General features: G+C 35.7%; 15 protein-coding genes and 1 tRNA gene. 10 read left to right on the top strand and 6 right to left on the bottom strand.

The annotated features are described in order from the left end of the window. Window positions 1-105: 105 nt before the first annotated feature. Together Q0X52_RS03745 and dsbD are read left to right on the top strand one after the other, a co-directional pair. Window positions 106-3,537: an acyl-[ACP]--phospholipid O-acyltransferase gene (locus tag Q0X52_RS03745; protein ID WP_297575041.1), complete on the top strand. Its 3,432-nt coding sequence runs from the start codon at window positions 106-108 to the stop codon at window positions 3,535-3,537. Window positions 3,538-3,597: 60 nt separating this feature from the next. Continuing rightward, window positions 3,598-5,313 (top strand): protein-disulfide reductase DsbD, encoded by a 1,716-nt coding sequence (gene dsbD / locus Q0X52_RS03740; RefSeq protein WP_297575039.1) that lies wholly within the window; start codon window positions 3,598-3,600, stop codon window positions 5,311-5,313. A gap of 44 nt (window positions 5,314-5,357) precedes the next feature. Here dsbD and Q0X52_RS03735 read toward each other — a convergent pair whose 3' ends face one another. After that, window positions 5,358-5,855 (bottom strand): flavodoxin domain-containing protein, encoded by a 498-nt coding sequence (locus Q0X52_RS03735; protein ID WP_297575036.1) that lies wholly within the window; start codon window positions 5,853-5,855, stop codon window positions 5,358-5,360. A 40-nt stretch (window positions 5,856-5,895) separates the two neighbouring features. Next, complete coding sequence (gene brnQ, locus Q0X52_RS03730) at window positions 5,896-7,407, bottom strand: branched-chain amino acid transport system II carrier protein (RefSeq protein ID WP_297575034.1); 1,512 nt, start codon at window positions 7,405-7,407, stop codon at window positions 5,896-5,898. Window positions 7,408-7,599: 192 nt separating this feature from the next. Between brnQ and Q0X52_RS03725 the strand changes: the two genes are divergently transcribed. Further along, the gene (locus Q0X52_RS03725) at window positions 7,600-8,985 is read left to right on the top strand and encodes a phosphomannomutase/phosphoglucomutase (protein WP_297575031.1); all 1,386 of its coding nucleotides are present in this window, start codon (window positions 7,600-7,602) and stop codon (window positions 8,983-8,985) included. Next, window positions 8,982-9,500 carry a hypothetical protein gene (locus Q0X52_RS03720; protein ID WP_297575028.1) on the top strand — a complete coding sequence of 173 codons (519 nt, stop codon included), beginning with the start codon at window positions 8,982-8,984 and terminating at the stop codon, window positions 9,498-9,500. Before Q0X52_RS03725 ends, Q0X52_RS03720 begins: the two co-directional genes overlap by 4 nt. A 2-nt stretch (window positions 9,501-9,502) precedes the next feature. Here Q0X52_RS03720 and Q0X52_RS03715 read toward each other — a convergent pair whose 3' ends face one another. Continuing rightward, window positions 9,503-9,676, bottom strand: coding sequence for a hypothetical protein (locus Q0X52_RS03715; protein ID WP_297575025.1), 174 nt, complete (start codon window positions 9,674-9,676; stop codon window positions 9,503-9,505). A 9-nt stretch (window positions 9,677-9,685) separates the two neighbouring features. Continuing rightward, on the bottom strand, window positions 9,686-11,458 hold the full coding sequence (gene ciaB / locus Q0X52_RS03710; protein ID WP_297575023.1) for an invasion protein CiaB: 1,773 nt from the start codon (window positions 11,456-11,458) through the stop codon (window positions 9,686-9,688). 208 nt (window positions 11,459-11,666) lie between these two features. Between ciaB and Q0X52_RS03705 the strand changes: the two genes are divergently transcribed. The 3 genes from Q0X52_RS03705 to Q0X52_RS03695 are packed head-to-tail and all read left to right on the top strand — an operon-like array spanning window position 11,667 to window position 13,204. Next, window positions 11,667-11,978, top strand: a complete 312-nt coding sequence (locus Q0X52_RS03705; RefSeq protein WP_297575021.1) for a DUF2325 domain-containing protein — start codon at window positions 11,667-11,669, stop codon at window positions 11,976-11,978. A 15-nt stretch (window positions 11,979-11,993) separates the two neighbouring features. Beyond that, on the top strand, window positions 11,994-12,710 hold the full coding sequence (locus tag Q0X52_RS03700; protein WP_297575019.1) for a hypothetical protein: 717 nt from the start codon (window positions 11,994-11,996) through the stop codon (window positions 12,708-12,710). Then, window positions 12,707-13,204, top strand: a complete 498-nt coding sequence (locus Q0X52_RS03695) for a flavodoxin (protein WP_297575017.1) — start codon at window positions 12,707-12,709, stop codon at window positions 13,202-13,204. The genes Q0X52_RS03700 and Q0X52_RS03695 overlap by 4 nt, the downstream gene beginning before the upstream one ends. Here Q0X52_RS03695 and Q0X52_RS03690 read toward each other — a convergent pair. Continuing rightward, entirely contained in the window at window positions 13,201-13,608 is a 408-nt protein-coding gene (locus Q0X52_RS03690; protein WP_297575015.1) for a hypothetical protein, read from the bottom strand. The genes Q0X52_RS03695 and Q0X52_RS03690 overlap by 4 nt on opposite strands. 131 nt (window positions 13,609-13,739) lie before the next feature. On the opposite strand from Q0X52_RS03690, the gene Q0X52_RS03685 reads away from it, so the two are divergent. From Q0X52_RS03685 to Q0X52_RS03675, 3 genes are all read left to right on the top strand, one after another. Further along, entirely contained in the window at window positions 13,740-15,581 is a 1,842-nt protein-coding gene (locus Q0X52_RS03685) for an LTA synthase family protein (RefSeq protein WP_297575013.1), read from the top strand. Window positions 15,582-15,627: 46 nt separating this feature from the next. After that, entirely contained in the window at window positions 15,628-16,320 is a 693-nt protein-coding gene (locus tag Q0X52_RS03680; protein ID WP_297575011.1) for a dUTP diphosphatase, read from the top strand. A gap of 117 nt (window positions 16,321-16,437) precedes the next feature. Then, complete coding sequence (locus tag Q0X52_RS03675; protein ID WP_297575009.1) at window positions 16,438-17,976, top strand: phosphoethanolamine transferase; 1,539 nt, start codon at window positions 16,438-16,440, stop codon at window positions 17,974-17,976. Window positions 17,977-17,984: 8 nt separating this feature from the next. Here the strand turns inward: Q0X52_RS03675 and Q0X52_RS03670 are convergent. Continuing rightward, window positions 17,985-18,060, bottom strand: a tRNA-Phe gene (locus tag Q0X52_RS03670). Between the last annotated feature and the right edge of the window lie 5 nt (window positions 18,061-18,065).

The raw sequence follows: 18,065 nt of genomic DNA, 5'->3' as shown, positions 1-18,065 counted from the left end.
TTAGATAAAGTTTTAAGACTAAAAGAGAGGGATCGCTATGAAAGAGAAATTATTAGATCTAAATTTCACCTACTTCAAAACTCAAATATCACAAAAAGTAACACTATGAAATCACTACTAAACATTAGACCATTTGCAATTTTTGTAGCAATAATGTTTTTGAATGTTGTCGTCGATATCGGACACAAAATAACAATCCAAAACTTACTTATAAAAAGCTTTGATGGACCAAAGTTACTTTTCTTAACAGCTTTGGTAAATTTGTTGATTATTTTGCCCTATATTGGACTTTTTAGCACAAGTGGATATCTAAACGATAGGTTTTCAAGGACGAAAATTACACGATATTGCTCTGTGCTTCAGATGATTTTTATATTTTTTATAACAATCTTTTACATAAGAGGATGGTTTTACGTAGCATTTGCTACAACTTTGCTTCTTGGCATACAAAGTGCCATCTACTCACCGGCCAAATATGGACTTATTAGGCGCATAGTTGGAGCAAAAAATTTAGGTATGGCAAATGGTATAGTTCAAGCATTAACGATAATTGCCATTTTAATTAGCTCATTTTTCTTCTCTACTGTATTTGAGCAATACTACATAGGCAGCGATATTGTTTCAAATTTACAAGCAGTTTGGATAATAGGCGCTATTTTATTTGCACTTGCTTTTTTGCAAGTTCTACTCTCTTTTTTACTTCCTATTTACAACGCAGCTGCGATTGATAGCAAATTTGACAAAAATAGATACTTTAAATTTGACTACTTCAAAGAAAATATCTCCTTTGCAAAGCAGGAAAATGTAGTCTTGCTATCCATAGTTGGACTAGCTATTTTTTGGGGTATCTCGCTACTTTGCATAGTTGTTTTTCCAGCTCACTATAAGATGATTGAGTTAAGTGACAATGTTGTGGTTATACAGCTTATAACCGCACTTACAGCAGTTGGCATTGTGCTTGGCTCACTCTTTGCTGGCAATCTCTCTAAAAATCACATTGAAGTTGGACTAACTCCATTTGGAGCCATTGGTTTGGGACTTGCACTTTTGATTGTTGCACTTTCTAGCTCTATCTTTTCTATGATGTTGGCGGCATTTTTGTTTGGTTTTGCGGGTGGCATTTTTGTCGTGCCACTTGAGGCAAATATCCAATTTTTCTCTAAAGAGTCCATTATGGGGCGAGTTATTGCTAGTAGCAACTTTATACAAAATCTCTTTATGGTGGCCTTTTTGCTCTTTGCTCTATTATGCGCGAGCTTTGACATAAGCACAAGAGCGATTTTTATCATAGCTGCGATTTGCGTCTTTGTCTGTGGCTTTTATGGTATTAAGCTGTTGCCACACCTTTTTGCAAGAGTTCTTACTCTTCCATTTATAAAGCTTGGCTACAAGGTCTATGTTGATGGCGTGCAAAATATTCCTCTAAGGGGCGGAGTGCTTCTACTTGGCAATCATGTGAGTTTTATTGATTGGCTAGTGCTTCAGATAGCCTGCCCACGTCCTATAAAGTTTGCAATGCATAGAAGTTACTACTCACTTTGGTATTTAAAGTGGTTTTTAAAGTGGTTTAAAACTATTCCTATCGACGATGACGCTAGCAAAACAGGAGTTAAGAAAATAAGAGAGTATCTACAAAATGGCGAAGTTGTAGCACTCTTTCCAGAGGGTCATCTTAGCTACAATGGCCAAGTAGATGAGTTTATGGAAGGTTTTGAAGTTAGCCTAAAGGATAGTGGAGCTTTTGTTGTGCCATTTTATATAAGTGGGCTTTGGGGCTCTACATTTTCAAGAGCCAATACCAAAAGCAAAAGTGTCTTTTATACACGTCGCCAAATCGGAGTTAATTTTGGAAAGGCTATGAGCGATAGCGCAACTGCTAAAGATGTCAAAAAAGAGGTAGTTGCCCTCTCATTTTTTGCCTTTGAAGAGGAGCTAAGAAATACAGCTCCATTGCAATACAACTGGCTAAAAACAGTTAAGAGAAATCCATTTAGAAATTTAATAGCCGACACAACAGGACTTGAGCTAAATGGTATCAAGTTTCTAACACTTATGCTTGTCTTTTTGAAAAAGATAGATCTTGGTGGCGACAAAAATATAGGATTGCTTTTGCCAAGCTCTGTTATGGGAAGCGCTATGAATCTTTTGGTGCTTATAAAGGGCAGAGTTGGCGTAAATTTGAACTACACCTTAAGCGAAGAAAATCTCATAAATTGCGTTGAGATGGCTGGTATAAAAAAGGTCATTAGCTCTAAGAAATTTGTAGAAAAGCTAAAAGATAGAGGCTTTTATCTTGAGCGAAGTATAGGCGAGAAGTTTATCTATCTAGAAGACATTGGCGCCACAGTTACAAAAAACGATAGAAAAATGGCATTTTTAAAGGCGCTCTTTTTTCCAAAGGCGCTCATTAAAGCTCTTTATTTTGAAAAAACTAGCATAAATGATGAGGCTTGCATACTCTTTAGTAGTGGAAGTGAGAGCTTGCCAAAGGGCGTTATACTAACTCACAAAAACATCATGGCAAATATACTTCAAATTTACACCCTTTTAAATAGCGATGACAAAGAGGTCATACTTGCCAACTTGCCGACCTTCCACTGCTTTGGGCTAACAGTTTCTGCCTATTTGCCACTTTCAACAGGGATTAAAAGCGTGCATGTGCCAGATCCAACAGATGGTTATATGGTAGGTTTGATGAGTGCAAAACATAGAGCAACAGTGATGTTTGGAACCTCTACTTTTTATAGACTTTATACAAAAAACAGAAAGGTAAACTCACTTATGTTTAGTAATATTCGTGTAGCCATCTCTGGCGCTGAAAAGCTAAATTTAAATGTAAGAACCGAGTTTAAGATGAAGTTTGGAGTAGATATCTATGAGGGCTATGGCACCACTGAGACAACACCTGTAATTAGCGTAAATACGCCAAACATATTAGAGCCTGACAACTACAAAGAGTTAGTCTTTTCAAAACTTGGAAGTGTTGGCTTGCCGCTTCCTTTTACCATAGTAAAAATTGTCGATGAAGAGAGCTTAGAAGAGCTAAAAACTGGCGAAGAGGGACTTATACTAATAGGCGGCGCGCAAGTTATGAAGGGATACTACAAAGATGAAAAAAGAACGGCTAAAGTCTTGGTTAATATTGATGGTGTTACCTACTATAAAACAGGCGATATAGGTTATATAGATAAAGATGGCTTTTTGTTTATCACAGATAGAGTTTCACGCTTTGCAAAGGTTGGTGGTGAGATGATAAGTCTTGGTTTGATAGAGAGCAAAATCAATGAGCTTTTAGATCAAGATGAGATTATTGCTATCACAAATGTGCCTGATGAGAAAAAAGGCGAGAGTATAGTGCTTTTTTATGTTGGAAACAAGGATAAAATAGAGCTTAATGACCTACTAGATAAAAGCCAACTTCCACCTATCATGAGACCATCAAAGATACATTTGGTAGAGAGCATTCCAACTTTAGGAAGTGGCAAAACAGATCTTGGCGCTACTAAAAAACTTGCACTCGAGTTAGAAGAGAGATGATTAAATTTGATTTATAAAAAGAGTGTAAAATCTCCTCTATTTTAAAATTTGGGAGAAAAATTGCTAAGAAAAGTTTTATTTATTTTAATAAGTGCAACTGCTCTATTTTGTGAGCCGCTTTCTCTAGATGAGGCATTTAAGTTAAAAGCTAGCACGAATGATGAGGCAGTTGTCTTTAAATTTCAAACTGATAGTAGTGTCTATCTATATAAAAAAGATCTTAAATTTAGCATAGATGGCGCCGATATTACAGCTTTTTTAAACTTTCCAGAGCCAAAGTTAAAAGATAGTTTTGAAATTTACAAAGGCGAGCTAGCTATAGAAATTCCTTTTGGAGTGCTACTTTCATCTAAAAACTATGCAGAAAAGGCGCTAGATAGGTTTAATATCGAAGTTTTTTTTAGCGGCTGTGCGGATGATGGATTTTGTTATGAGCCACAAAAAATCTCTTTTAAATTTATAAAAAGTGGCGATAGCTATGAGATTAGTAGCCAAAAAATCAATCCTAAAAAAACCTCTGTAGAAAATGAGATAGAGGAGAGTTTTTTTAGTAAAAGCACTCTTTGGCTTATTCTCTCGTTTTTTGGATATGGACTTTTTCTTTCACTCACTCCTTGCACGCTTCCAATGATCCCAATAGTCTCTTCCATCATTCTTTCAAACAAAAAGAACCCACAAAGCAGTGGCTTTTTGCTTAGTTTTATCTATGTTTTGGGTCTCGCTTTTGTCTATGCAATAGCTGGTGTTGGAGCGGCTATGTTGGGTGCTAGCGTGCAAGCCTATCTTCAAACTCCATTTGTAATAGTGCTTTTTGCTCTCTTTTTTGTTTTGCTTAGTTTATCGATGTTTGGGCTTTTTGAGATAAAGATGCCAAGTTTTATCACCAATTTTTCTAACAAAAAACTCTCTCAAAAAAATAGCGCAAATTTGGCAGCTATTTTTATAACAGGAGCGCTTAGTGCCTTGGTTGTTGGTCCTTGTATCGCACCACCACTTGCAGGTGCACTTCTATATATCGCTAGTAGCAAAGATATTTTACTTGGTGGAGCCGCTCTTTTTGTCCTTGGTATCGGTAGTGGAGTTCCGCTTTTGATTTTGGGTTTTGGAAGTGATAAGTTATTGCCAAAACCTGGATTTTGGATGAATGAGGTGAGCCGTTTTTTTGGCTTTTTGCTGCTTTTTATGGCCATTTGGATTTTGGGCAGAGTTATTGAGGGTAATATAACTTTACTTTTATACTCTATCGTTGGATTTGTGATGGTTGGTGCTCTTGGCTTTTTTGAAGCAAAGCAAGAGAGTCTTTATAGTGGCATAAAAAAGGGCTTTTTATTTTTTGTATTGACCTATAGCGTGATTTTGCTAGTTAGCTTTGCAAGTGGAGGCAAGGATGCATTAAGGCCACTTGATAAGTTTAGCGCCACTCAAAGCGATATTATTATAAAAAGAGAGATTTCAACTCTTACAGAGCTAGAGAAGTTGGTAAAAAGCGCCAAAAGAGCTGTTGTTGTTGATTTTTGGGCTAGCTGGTGCGTGGAGTGTGGGAAGCTTGATAGACTTTTTTTAGATAGCGAGATACAGAGCTTGCTAGATGAGTTTATCTTTGTAAAGGTTGATGTAACGCATATGGATAGCAACGACAAAGAGCTTATGGCCAAATTTAAGATATTTGGTCCACCAGCACTTATATTTTATAAAAATGGCGTTGAGCAAAAAGAGCTTCAAACTATAAATCCAGATAAAGATGAGCTAATTAGGATACTAAAGAGTTTAAAATAGACCTTAAGTTATGAAATTTATAACTTAAGGTTTTAAAAGTTTGGCTAGAAGTTATTTTTAAGGTTTTTGCACCAGTTTTTTACTCTCTCTTGCCATTTTGTGTCGCCTTTAAAATCCACACAAAGACCTATAAATTTGCCGTTTATAAAGGCAGATGAGAGTTTAAATTTGTATCCATCAGTTTCTGTTTGTCCAACTAGACTAGCCCCTTTTATCTTTGGCAAAAAATCAACCATAGCGCTACAAAAGCTATCTCCATGTCGTTCTTGATTGCCAACTCCTACAAGTGCTACAGTTTTGTCTTTGAAATTAACTTCGCTTAGTGTTGCAATCTTGCTCTTCCACTCATCACTTAACTCGCCAAAGCCATAGCTTGAAGTGGCAAAGATAACTTTATCAAAAGATGCAATTTTCTTAGATAGCTCCTCTTTTGATAGCTCTTTTATATCAAAAAGCTCTATTTTTAACTCTTTTGATATTAGATCGCAAACTTCTTTTGTTGCTCCGCTTTTTGTTGCAAAAAATAATGCCTCTTTTTTCATAACCTTCCTTTAAGTAAGAGCATCCAAAGATGCTCTGTTTTTAGTGAGTGATAGTTGGGTCTAGCTTGCTTTTTCTAAAGATGTAGCAAACTACCATGGCGATAAGTGCTGGTATCACCCAACCAAGCCCGCCGCTATAAAATGGCAAAAAGGCAAAAAGATCTGCAACTAAAGGAATCTTTAGTCCAAAGCTATATTGCAATGTATGAATAACACTTATTATTAGTGTGACATAGGCTGTGACGTTATAGATTACTTTGTCTGACTTGATGATACCATTTACCAAAGATAATACGATAAAGACAAGTGAAATAGGGTAGATGACACCAAGGATTGGAACTCCATATTGAATTATCTGTGTAAGTCCGGCATTTGCTATGATAGAGCTTATAACGCACCAGATAATTACCCATGAGCGATATTTTATCGATGTAAGACTAGCAAAATACTCACTAGCTGCAGATATTAGTCCAACAGTTGTAGTTAAGCAGGCAAGTCCTATTGTGGTGCCTAAAACTATATTGCCAAAAGAGCCAAAGAGATGATTTGTAACATTCGCCAAAATTTCAGCACCATTTTGTGGAGCCATAAAAATTGTCGCACCACTTTGATATACAGCTGCCAATTCACTTTTTAGAAGCTCGGCATTGTTTAGGACGTCAGGCATATTGTAAAGCGCCAAAAGATGTGGATTGCTACCCTCTAAGATGTAAAGTTTAGTTCCATTTTCAAAGACTTTAATCATCTCATCTAAGTTGCCACTAAATTTAAAAAGACCAAAGCTATGCATTCCTACATAAGCTAGCATAAGATAGATGGCGGCTAGGATTATTCCAGCTAAAACGCCAGCTCCTATTGTGTATTTTACAACTGAGCGCTCATCTTCTACGCCTATCTTTCTAAAGGCAAGTAAAACCACTAGTCCAAAGCTAAGAGAGGCAAGTGCGTCCATTGTTTGATAACCCTCTAAAACACCTTTTATAATAGGCGCTGTTTCATATCCAGCAATTGGCTCTAAAACTGCACCTTCATGCATAGGATTGATAAAGGCTGCTATAAATAAAACTGTTATTAAGATAAGTAGTAGCGGAGTTAGGATTTTGCCAAGCGCTTCTATTATTCTTGTTAAATTTTGGCACAAAAAGTAGTTGATGATAAAATAGACTATCGAATAGATAAAAAGTGGCATCCAACTAATTTGCAAATCTGTTTCTAAAAAAGGCTTGATAGTAAGCTCAAATGGCATGTTACCAGCTCTTGGTATGGCAAAAAGTGGTCCGATGATGAGCAACAAAGCTACGCTGTGAATGATTGCAAAGCGGTGAGATACTCTACTTGCAAGGTTATAAAGTCCGTTAGCTTTAGCAAATGCTGCAATTCCAAGGACTGGAAAAAGCACAGCTGTTAGACAAAATGCAAAAATTGCAATATGTGTTGAAGATCCTGCTTGCGAACCCAAAAATGGCGGGAATATGAAGTTGCCCGCTCCAAAAAACATAGAAAAAAGCATAAGTGCGATAGCAATAAAAGCTCGTTTGGATATATGCGACATAATTAACCTTATAAATTTATTAGAAGATTTCATTATAATTTAATTGTAATAAAAATTTCTTTAATTGATAATTTTTAGGACAAAACAGCTCATTTTTTTACAATATGTTACATTAAGCACTTTTTTAAGATATTTTTATCTCTACTTAGTTACAATCAATGGTTAAATTTAGACTTTCAAATTTGGAATGTTATGAAAAAGATATTTAGAGAGTATGACATAAGAGGCATTTTTCAAAAGGAGCTAACTAGCGACTCTGTAAAGGCGATAGGCGTTGCTTTGGGTGAAGTTTTTAGACAAAAAAAGATAAAAAAAGTAAGTGTTGGATATGACGCTAGACTTTCTTGCAAAGTGATAAAAGAGTGGCTTTTTAGCGGCCTAAACAGGATGGGAGTTGAAATTTATGATATAGGCTTGCTTCCAACCCCTGTTGGCTACTATAGTGTCTTTAGTGAAGTTTTTGATGCAAATATTATGATAACAGGCTCTCACAATCCAAAGGATTATAGTGGATTTAAGATTACAATAGGCAAAGAGAGTTTTTTTGGCACAGAGCTCTATAAACTTGGCGATAGAGTTTGTGAGATCTTGCAAGACAAAATGGAGATAGAGGACGATTTTAGGGCAAGTAGTTATGATGTAAAGAGTAGATATGTTGATTTTTTTAGAAAAAATTTCACTCATCTTAAAAATTGCGATATAAAGATGGTTGCAGACTGTGCTAATGGCGCTATGGGAGCTGTTCTTAGAGATGTTTGTGATGCGCTTTGCTTTAAAAATGTAGATATTCTTTACGAAAAACCAGACGGCAACTTTCCAAACCACCATCCAGATCCAACAGTTAGAAAAAATTTAAAAGATTTGCAACTACGTCTAAAAGAGCTTGGGGCAAAGATTGGCTTTGGCTTTGATGGAGATGGCGATAGAGTGGTAGTTGTCACTCCAAAAGGGGTGATAAATTGTGACTATTTAGCCTATCTTTTTGCATTAAATATCACAAATCCAAAAGTAGTTGGAGATGTCAAATGCTCTATAAATATGTATAACCAAATAGACAAATTTGGGACAACCTATATGGCAAAAACAGGGCATAGCAACATAAAAAAGGCGATACAAGAGCTAGGAGCAAATCTTGGCGCCGAGCTTAGCGGACATCTTTTTTTTGCAGATAGATATTTTGGTTTTGATGATGGTCTCTATGCGATGATAAGGGCTGTTGAGCTGCTTAATAGGGGCTTTGATTTTGATGAGATTCTTAGCAGCCTACCAACTCTTTTTAGCACGGATGAGATTAAGATAGAGAGTTATGATGAGACGAAATTTAGAGTTATTGAGGAGCTAAAAAAAGTGCTTGAAAAAGATGGTCTTAAATTTCAAAAGATAGAAAAACTCATAACAATAGATGGCGTTAGAGTAAATTTCAAAGATGGTTGGGCGCTAGTTAGGGCCTCAAATACAACACCTACTTTAGTTACTAGATATGAGGGTGTAAGCAAAGATTTTATAGATAGGGCGAGACGCGAGTTTGAAGAACTTATAAAAAAGATAGAAGATCGCTTAGAGAGGGAGAGAAGATGAAGGTCACAATCACACAAAATGATATTGTAAATTTGAAAATATTTATGCTAACAAAGAGTATGAATGCCAAGAAACAGCGCCTAGTTAGCTTTTATGCTATTCCGCTTGAGTTTTTTATAGTGGGAATTTTTATAGATGGGATCTTTAAACTAGTACCACTTGCAACTTTAGTCTCTTTAGCACTTGCTTTGTTGTGGCTCTTTTTTTACCCAAAGCTCTATTTTAAATTTGTAAATAAACATATAGAGCAGGCAAGGCAGATAGAGCCAAGTAGCATTGAGATGAACTTAGAGGTAAATGATAGCTTTATCTCATTTTCTGATGGAAAACCTCACGAGAGCGAGAAGTTTCCAATAGCCAACTTAAGGCATCTTGCAAAGAGCCAAGAGAACTATTTTGTAGGATTTAAACCAGGTATTTATATAGTTTTGCCTCAAAATCCGCAAACTAAAGAGGTAGTTGAAAATCTGAGCCGCCAATACAGACGCGACATTGAGTCTGTTGATATCAACTAAATTTAGTTGATATTTTTGCTAGCGCCGATATTTATGCCGCCTATATTTTGACTAACTCCTAAATTTACTCCGCCGCCTCCTAGTCCCATACCGACAAAGATGGAGGGCGCGCTACTTTTAGAGGCACAACCACCAAGAGCAAAAACCAACACGATGACTAAGACAACTCTTTTCATAACAAACCTTTAAATTTCTATCTCATTGCCAATTTTTTCATAGAGGTCGTGATAGTAGATAACAAATTCTCTGACATCTTTGTCATTTGGCAGATAGATATCGCCCACTTTTGTGCAAAACTTTCTAAGAAATTCCCAAGCATCAATCTTTTCGTGATATATTTTTGCCAGTAAAAGATAGTTAGCAAGCGCTAGTTTTTTGAAGTTTTCATAACCTCTTAAGGTAAAATCAACCTTTAGCTTTTTGCCATCAAATGTCAATACCTTGGCTCTAAAAAGAAGGGTTAAGTGGATAAGTCCCTCGCAGTAATAGGCCCTTACTTCATCTACTTTTTGCCAAGCAATCAGCCCAACACTTCGCCTAACAACATCATCCAAAATTGCTAGTCTAAACTCTCTATCTTCATTGAAAAAGAAGTTCACAAGTCCGCCAGTAGTGGCTTTATACTCCTCTATATACTTAAAAACACCACTCTCACTCATCTTAAACTCGCTCTCTTCATCGATAAAAAGCAGATGTCCAAACTCATGTCCAATTGTCGTTATTTCATAGACTTTTTTCCAGATATCGGCTCTATTTTGAAGGATATCTCTTCCAAATTTAAGATAACTAGGCTCAAAAATCTCACTTGAAATCCTCATATATGGTCTACTTTTTGCACTTTCATAGACATAATTTATAAAAGCAAAGATTTTTTTGCCACTATTTGCACTTACAAACTCATCATTTGGAACAACTTGCGCACTAAAAAGCCCATTTAAATCCGCCCCATAAAAGAGCATTGGCGTAGAGATGAAAACTTGAGTTTTATCGATGTTTGAGCAGACCATTGAGTGCATTATTTTGTTTGTGCCATCTATCTTTTTATAGACTCTATCAAAGCTATTTTTTATCTCTTTTTTAAATTTGAGCTCATCAAAATGACTTAACTCCTCAACTCTTAAATCCCACTCAAAGGCAACAGAGCGAGTATAGTTATCTTCATAATATTCAAGTGGATGACCAACTTGCAAAGCTCCCTTTATCTCCATCCACGCCATCTCTGCCTCTCTCCAAGCAGCGATTATTGATGAGTTGTCTGTCTGTCCAAAGGCGGCTTTTAGGCTTTTGAAGTATTGGATATAGGCCCTTTCTTCTCTTGTTGTTGCAATCGGTGTTAGTTTTTCTATGAGTTCTTTAAAACTCTCATCTAGCCTTTTAAACTCCTCTTTAAAAAAGAGCGCATATGGAACCATAGTTGGCTTTTCGCCTAGTTTTGCCACGCCATAACTTCTATCACAAATCTCTCCGTGAGGTGTTTTTTGATAGAGCTTATTCTCTTTTATGAAAAAATAGGGATCGCTCATTGAGCTAAATTGGGCTCTATTTTGCTCTATTTGCGCTAGCCATTTTGGATGAATTTCATTCATAATTAGACCTATTTTATGGATGCCTTCTAACAAAATAGTCATAAATTCATCTAAAAGTCTTTCATCTTTTATCTTTTTTAGTAGCACCTCAAATCTTTTTTCATATATTTTTGCTACAAATTTATAAAGATCGGCGCGTATAACTTTTATCTTTTCATCATCTTGGTTTAGCTTTTTAAGCTCAGCGATAACTGGATCTTCTTTAAGTTCTACTATGCGCTTGATAACAGCGGTTATTTGGCCACTCTCACCGCTAAATTTACAGATATCTAACGCCTCTTTTATAACCTTGCTATCTCTTTGTTGATAAAGAGTGCTTAGCTCCTTTTTGTCTTCTTTTATCAGTGTTAAAACTTGCTTTAAATTGTTCATATTTTTCCTTTGAATAGATGTGAAATTATATCTTTTTTTGTAAATTTGGAGCTTATAAATTTTGCTAAAGTGGCTTTTTTATCTGAAATTTAAGCAGTTAAATTTCAATATTTTAGATAAAGAGTATCAACTTATCAAAGTTTAAGTTAGTATAGCTATAATAATGATTATCATATTAGAATAATTAAACAAAACAAAAGGATAAAAGATGTCTGTACTTGTAGTAGGCGCCGATGAGATAACTCCAATCAAGGCAGTTTTGTCTGATCTTGGTGCTAGAAAAATAGAGCACTGGGATGCAAGAAGCGAAAACAGAGTAAATAGAAAAAGCATTCCACTTGATGTTGATTGTGTTGTGATGCTAACGTCATTTTTAAATCACAACACAATGAAAAAGATCAAAAACGAGACAAAAAAGCGCAATATTCCGCTAGTTTGTGCAAAGCGAAGTGTAAGTTGTGTTTTTTGTGAGTATTGCAAGGTCTTTGGCTTGGACAAAGAGTTTTCTTGTAACAAATAAATTGTAAGGCAAGTTGTGTTTTTTGGCTTTGATAGCGATGGGGATTTTGTTCCAACTCTCTTTAGAAACAGAGATAAAGAGTTGGTTTTCTACACTTTCTTGGTCCAATACAATATCGCGGTGGCACAAAACTACCGCATTCCTTATCGCTACATCAAGAGATCAAACTCCATAAAAGAGCTCTTTTTAAACTATATAGAAGATCTTTTAAAACCAAAACCTCTTAAATTTCAAAGAGCAAAAACTCTATGCATAGAGTCAAATTTAGCTATAAGTTACTACAAAAATGGTGGCAAAAAACCTTTGATAGGAGAGCCAAGACTTAAAGTTGCAAAGCTAATTTGGACTATTTTTTTAAGAGAGTCTTTTGGGATCTGTTTTAGTGCAGAGGAGCTCTTTTTTGACTATGTATTTAAAAAGGTCACAACTTGTAACAAAAGCAGAGAGATTGTGGTAGAAGATGACTGTATCTATATCACCAAAGAGGACAATTCAAGGCTTGGACTTTTGGTTTGTATGGATAAATTTAGACTAAAAGAGTTAAATATCAAGGCAAAAATTCAAAAAGCCTTTTTGTTAAGTGATGAAAAGACAGAAATTTATCTACTTTTTCCAAAACAACAGGGACTTTGTAGATATCTTTGCATAAAAGAGGACAACTCAATTGATGCAAAAAGTATCAAAATAGTTCCATATTCAATAAATAATAGATTAGTAAAAGGAAGATTATGACTTTAGCAATAGTTTATGGTAGTTCAATGGGCAATACAGAAGATGCAGCAAAGATGATAGGTGATGAGTTGGGGCTAGATGCCGACATTATAGATGTAGCAAAGGCAGATCCAGAAAAACTCAATAGCTATGATGGGCTAATTTGCGGGACTTCAACATGGGGATGTGGTGATATGCAGGATGATTGGGATGGCTTTGACTTTGATGGGTTAAATTTAGCTAACAAAACTGTAGCTGTTTTTGGACTTGGCGATTCACAGGGTTATGGTCACGAATTTTGCGATGGTATGGGACTTTTGTATGAGCTTTTGAAAAAGAGTGGTGCAAAGATGATAGGCGAGTGCTCAACTGATGGATATAATTTTGATGAGAGCCACGCTATCAATAAAGAGGGCAAATTTGTAGGACTTGCGCTTGATGCGGACAATGAGGATGAGCTAAGCAAAGAGCGTATCAAAAAATGGGTTAGCTCCATAAAAGAGAGCTTTATCTAGTCTCTTTTCCATAGGATTTTTTTGCCAAAGCCAAGCTTGTTGTCTGTCATTTTTATCTCATTTAGGTAAAAACTCCAGTAGTTTGGCTTTAGCACTCTTGCGTATGGATAGCTCTTTAGATAGATTTCTTTTTCACTCTCTAGCGCCTCTTTGACAACTCCTTTTAACTGCAATCCTCTTATGATGGCTACATTTTTGGTCTGTAGCGCCACTATTCCAGACATGAGTGGATTTTTTAGGGCAATTTGCATATGGGCGCTGTTGATATCGCTTGCAAAAACTAGGCAGTTTGCATCGCTACTATAGCTATAAAAGGCGCTAAAACTATGTGGTTCGTTGTTGCTACAAACTGTTAGTGCAACTATGTGATTTTGTCTTAAGAAATTTATCATCTTTTCATCCATAAAAATCCTTTTTTAAGAGCTTTTGATGACATTTTGGCTTCTATTTTTTGATTTAGATTATATGAAAATTATCTAAAAAAAGCTATAATCTTGCAATTTTTTAGATAAATTTAGAGATTTTTGGAGAGAAGATGACAAATTTTAAAAAAACAGTCATATTTGTTGGATTGGGACTTTTTGTTTTTTTTGTTGCAAGAGCTTGGCTTTTTGTAGAGTATTATTCATACTTTAAAGAGCTTAGTTTTGGCGAGGTTTTGGTTGGTTTTATACATGGAATTAGATTTGATTTAAATATCCTTTTTACATTTTTATCTCCTATGATATTGCTCTTAAATTTACCTTTCAAATTTACTCAAAATAGAGCCTATCAGGCCATTTCTTTTATCTTTGGCTTTGTGATTTTGTCTGTTATGGCGGGAATTCTTTTTGGGGATGTTGCTTATTTTGATGAGTGCAAACGTCATATGGGCAATGAGATGTTTATGCTTGGTGCTGATAAGTCTTTTATAGTTGAGATGATTCCGCTCTATTTTTATCATAGTTTGGCAGCTATTTTTATGATGATAGTGGTTGGATTTATGGGCTATCTTCTTTATAAGGCGCCAACTATTGCCTCCAAACATCCGATATATCTGCTTTTGCTTTTGATAGTTGTTAGTTTTGCTGCAATAAGAGGTTCATTTGCCTCAAAGCCAATCACAATCGCAAATGCCTTTATAGGCACCAACACAAAGCAAGGAACACTTAGTTTAAATGGCGCTTTTACCACCTTTATCAACTACAAAAGATTGAGTAAGACAAATTTAAACTACTACGAGCTTCCAAAAGCTTTGGAAAATTTGGGCTTAGAAAACAGCAAATATCCACTACTTCAACAATACAACGCAAAAAAAAGCGGCTTAAATGTCGTGCTTATCCTTTTTGAGGGCTGGAATATTGATTTTGTTGGGGCATATGGCTCAAAAGATGGACTAACTCCTAATTTTGATGAGATTGCTAAAAACTCTATGAAATTTAACAACTTTTTTGCTTGCGGACAGCGCAGTATTGAGGGTATTCAGTGCTCTATGACGGGCATTTTAGGAGTTCCTGGCAATCTTTTTGTAGGCTTTGGTTTGGAAAACTCAAATTTACCACGTCTTGGAGCGATGCTTAAAAAGCACAACTACAGCACCATTGTTGGGCAAACTAGCAATAGAAGCTCTTATTATGTTGATTCTATATTTAGGACTCTTGGCTTTGGTGAGTTTTTTGGCAAAGAGGATATGAAGATATTGCTTGAGTATCCTGTTATGGAGTTTCCAAAGTTTGGTTGGGATTATGAGGGATTTGATATGCTTTTTCAAAAGATTAATAACCGCAAAGAGAAAAACTTCTTTGGCTTTTTATTTACAGGAACGACGCATATACCATATCCTAGACTTCCAAAGCAGTTTGAGAAATTTAACTATGACGGAGAAAGCGGCGTAAATAGTTATAAAAATACTATAAACTATGCTGATTGGGCGCTTGGCGAGTTTATGAAACGTGCAAAAGAGCAGAGTTGGTTTGATGATACTGTCTTTATAATCACAGCCGATCACACAGTTAGAGTCTCTGGCGATAGCTACTATAAGGACTTTTATCACACTCCATTCTTGATCTATTCGCCAAAACATCTAAAAGCGCAAGAGGTTGATAAATATGCCTCACAACTAAATATCATGCCAACTATTGTGGATTTGCTTGGATTTGATGAGCCATTTTATGCTCTTTATCCCTCTATTTTTGATGATAAATCTCTAGAACCAACAACTCACGCAGGCGATGACTCTTTTGGGATAATTAGCAAAGATGGCTATGTTCATAGAACTTATGAAAGAGTGATTTCTAGCGACTTAAATGGCTCTTTAAAAGATGAGCAAAATGACAAGCTCTTTAGTATCGCAAGTTTGTTTTATAGATTGGTGTTGGAAAATAGGGTTGCACCGTAGTAGGCTTTGAAATTTAAGTTATAATTGATAGAAACAAGGGGTTAAGATGAGAGATATTGAGCTTATAAAAGAGATGCTTTTAATGCAGCAAAAACTAAACGATGATACCAACTCAAAGGGTTGGGAAGATGGCTATAACAGCCTTGGCAAGCTAATAAACTGGAAGAGATGCATCTATATGGAGTGTGCTGAGCTTGTTGACAATTTTGCATGGAAGCACTGGAAAGATGTAAAAAAACCAACTGATTATGAAAATGTAAGAATTGAGCTTGTAGATATTTGGCACTTTATATTGAGTTATGCATTGGAGCAGGCCTACAGCAAGGATATCGATATCGAAACTCTTAGCAAAGAGATAGCCTGCTCTCATGGTTTTGTTAAGTTTTGTAATGAGCCATTTAGCCCAAAAGAGCACTCCATGTATGAGGTGATAAACGATATTGAGGTTATTATCCATGGTTGTAGCGGTTCTAAATTTGAACTAAACGATCTTTTGACAGCCTTTTTTAGAGTTGCTTGGAAGTGCGGAATGAGCTTTGATAATCTTTATAAAATTTATATAGGCAAAAATATCTTAAATAAATTTCGTCAAGATCACGGCTATAAAGAGGGAAGTTATAAAAAGATGTGGAATGGCAAAGAGGACAACGAAATCCTTGCAAAGTTCCTTGATAGCGATAAAATCTCTAGTGGGGATCTATATAAAAAGCTAGAGGAGTTTTATAAAACGCTTGGTTAGCCACTATTTTGTCTTTGTCATGGTTGGCTAAGGGCTATTTTGTCTATTTACTAGCTGTTTATTAAGATAAGTTAGACTCACCCATTTAATAAAATAGAATTTTAAGGTAAAATCACAATGAAAAAAATCTCATCACTAAATTTCATACTGCTTTTTGCACTCTATCTTTTGGTAGTTAATTTTATGTTTTTCAACAGAGTTTATACATTTTTGCCAGATATAGAGAAATTTAAGATTGCGCCACTTATTTTGGCGGGTTTGTCAATCTGTCTTTTAATTTTGTCACTTTTATTTGTCAAGTTTCTAACAAAACCGCTTAGTATTTTGATAGCTTTTATTAGTGGAGTGTGCGGCTATTTTATGTATGCTTACGGAATTGTTGTAGATACTGAGATGATTGCAAATGCCGCTCAAACAGATGCTTTGGAGGTTAAAAATCTCTTAAATATTAAATTTTTCATCTGGCTCTTTTTCTTTGCTATTTTGCCAACTATTTTTATTGTAAAAATTAAAATTGAATATTTTTCACTTCTAAAAGAGCTAAAATTAAGGGCTATTTTGATAGCGTTTGCTTTAGTGTCGTTTGGCGCCGTCTATGCTACTTTTAGCAAAACCTACATCCCACTTTTTAGAAAACATGCCGACAATATTCGTCCCTATACATTGCCATTTTATCCCATCTACTCTGCTGTTTTGTTTGCAACGGATTCGTTAAAAACTCCGCCACATTTTGTCTCTTTTAAAAACAATGTCCTAAAAGACAAAGAGCAAAACTCACTTCTTGTTTTTATTATAGGCGAAACTCAAAGAAGTGCCAACTATTCGCTAAATGGCTATAGTAAAAATGAGACAAATTTATATACAAAAAATATAGAAAATCTTGTAAGTTTTACCACATTTTACTCATGCGGAACCAACACAGCAGTCTCTCTTCCTTGCATGCTTAGCGACTTAGACCGCAAAAGATTTAGTAGAGGCGAAGCGAAATTTAGACAAAATTTAATTCAAATTTTAATGGAAGCTGGCGTTGATGTCTATTGGTTTGGCAACAATAGTGGTGGTTGCAAGGGAGTTTGCGACGATCTTGATGAGAGTCACAAAGTAGAGTTAAAAGCTAGAGGAATGGATAGGGAGATTTTTAATTTGGCAAAAGATGTTAAGGTTAAAGAGCGCCCAACTGCGATATTTTTACATATTCAAGGAAGTCATGGTCCTGCATATTTTAAAGATTATGAAGTTGCCAAATTTAAACCTACTTGCGACACAGCTGATTTGAGTAGTTGCACAACCGATCAAATTGTAAATACCTATGACAACTCTATTTTATATCAAGATGAACTTCAAAGTGATCTCATAGCACATCTAAAGAGTTTTGGTGATGATAAAAAGATATTTTTCCTTTTTGTGAGCGACCATGGTGAGAGCCTAGGCGAGAATGGACTCTATCTTCACTCTATACCTTATGCTATAGCACCTGATTTTCAAAAGAGAGTTCCAGCGCTTTTTTGGTTTAATGATGCAAAAATGAGCGAGAATTTTCAAACTATGAAAGATAGTTATCACTCTCATGATAACCTTTTCCATACAATCTTGGGATTTTTCAAAATAGAGAGTGAAGCTTATGATAAAAACTTAGATATGTTTGTGAAAGAGTAAATTTGAAATGGTGGTTAGAGGCAGAATTGAACTGCCGACACGCAGATTTTCAGTCTGCTGCTCTACCGACTGAGCTATCCAACCACCTT

Origin of the sequence: uncultured Campylobacter sp. (assembly GCF_947255105.1) — a bacterium.
Lineage (GTDB): Bacteria > Campylobacterota > Campylobacteria > Campylobacterales > Campylobacteraceae > Campylobacter_B.
The sequence above is the reverse complement of the archived record's forward strand: the minus strand, read 5'-3'. Positions and strand labels throughout refer to the sequence as shown.

Coding starts and splice junctions, on each gene's coding strand:
- Q0X52_RS03705 (WP_297575021.1), top strand. CDS start 11,667: ATGTCTGTACTTGTAGTAGGCGCCGATGAGATAACTCCAATCAAGGCA.
- Q0X52_RS03715 (WP_297575025.1), bottom strand. CDS start 9,676: ATGAAAAGAGTTGTCTTAGTCATCGTGTTGGTTTTTGCTCTTGGTGGT.
- Q0X52_RS03735 (WP_297575036.1), bottom strand. CDS start 5,855: ATGAAAAAAGAGGCATTATTTTTTGCAACAAAAAGCGGAGCAACAAAA.
- Q0X52_RS03680 (WP_297575011.1), top strand. CDS start 15,628: ATGAGAGATATTGAGCTTATAAAAGAGATGCTTTTAATGCAGCAAAAA.
- Q0X52_RS03690 (WP_297575015.1), bottom strand. CDS start 13,608: ATGGATGAAAAGATGATAAATTTCTTAAGACAAAATCACATAGTTGCA.
- Q0X52_RS03745 (WP_297575041.1), top strand. CDS start 106: ATGAAATCACTACTAAACATTAGACCATTTGCAATTTTTGTAGCAATA.
- brnQ (WP_297575034.1), bottom strand. CDS start 7,407: ATGTCGCATATATCCAAACGAGCTTTTATTGCTATCGCACTTATGCTT.
- Q0X52_RS03695 (WP_297575017.1), top strand. CDS start 12,707: ATGACTTTAGCAATAGTTTATGGTAGTTCAATGGGCAATACAGAAGAT.
- ciaB (WP_297575023.1), bottom strand. CDS start 11,458: ATGAACAATTTAAAGCAAGTTTTAACACTGATAAAAGAAGACAAAAAG.
- Q0X52_RS03675 (WP_297575009.1), top strand. CDS start 16,438: ATGAAAAAAATCTCATCACTAAATTTCATACTGCTTTTTGCACTCTAT.
- Q0X52_RS03685 (WP_297575013.1), top strand. CDS start 13,740: ATGACAAATTTTAAAAAAACAGTCATATTTGTTGGATTGGGACTTTTT.
- Q0X52_RS03720 (WP_297575028.1), top strand. CDS start 8,982: ATGAAGGTCACAATCACACAAAATGATATTGTAAATTTGAAAATATTT.
- Q0X52_RS03725 (WP_297575031.1), top strand. CDS start 7,600: ATGAAAAAGATATTTAGAGAGTATGACATAAGAGGCATTTTTCAAAAG.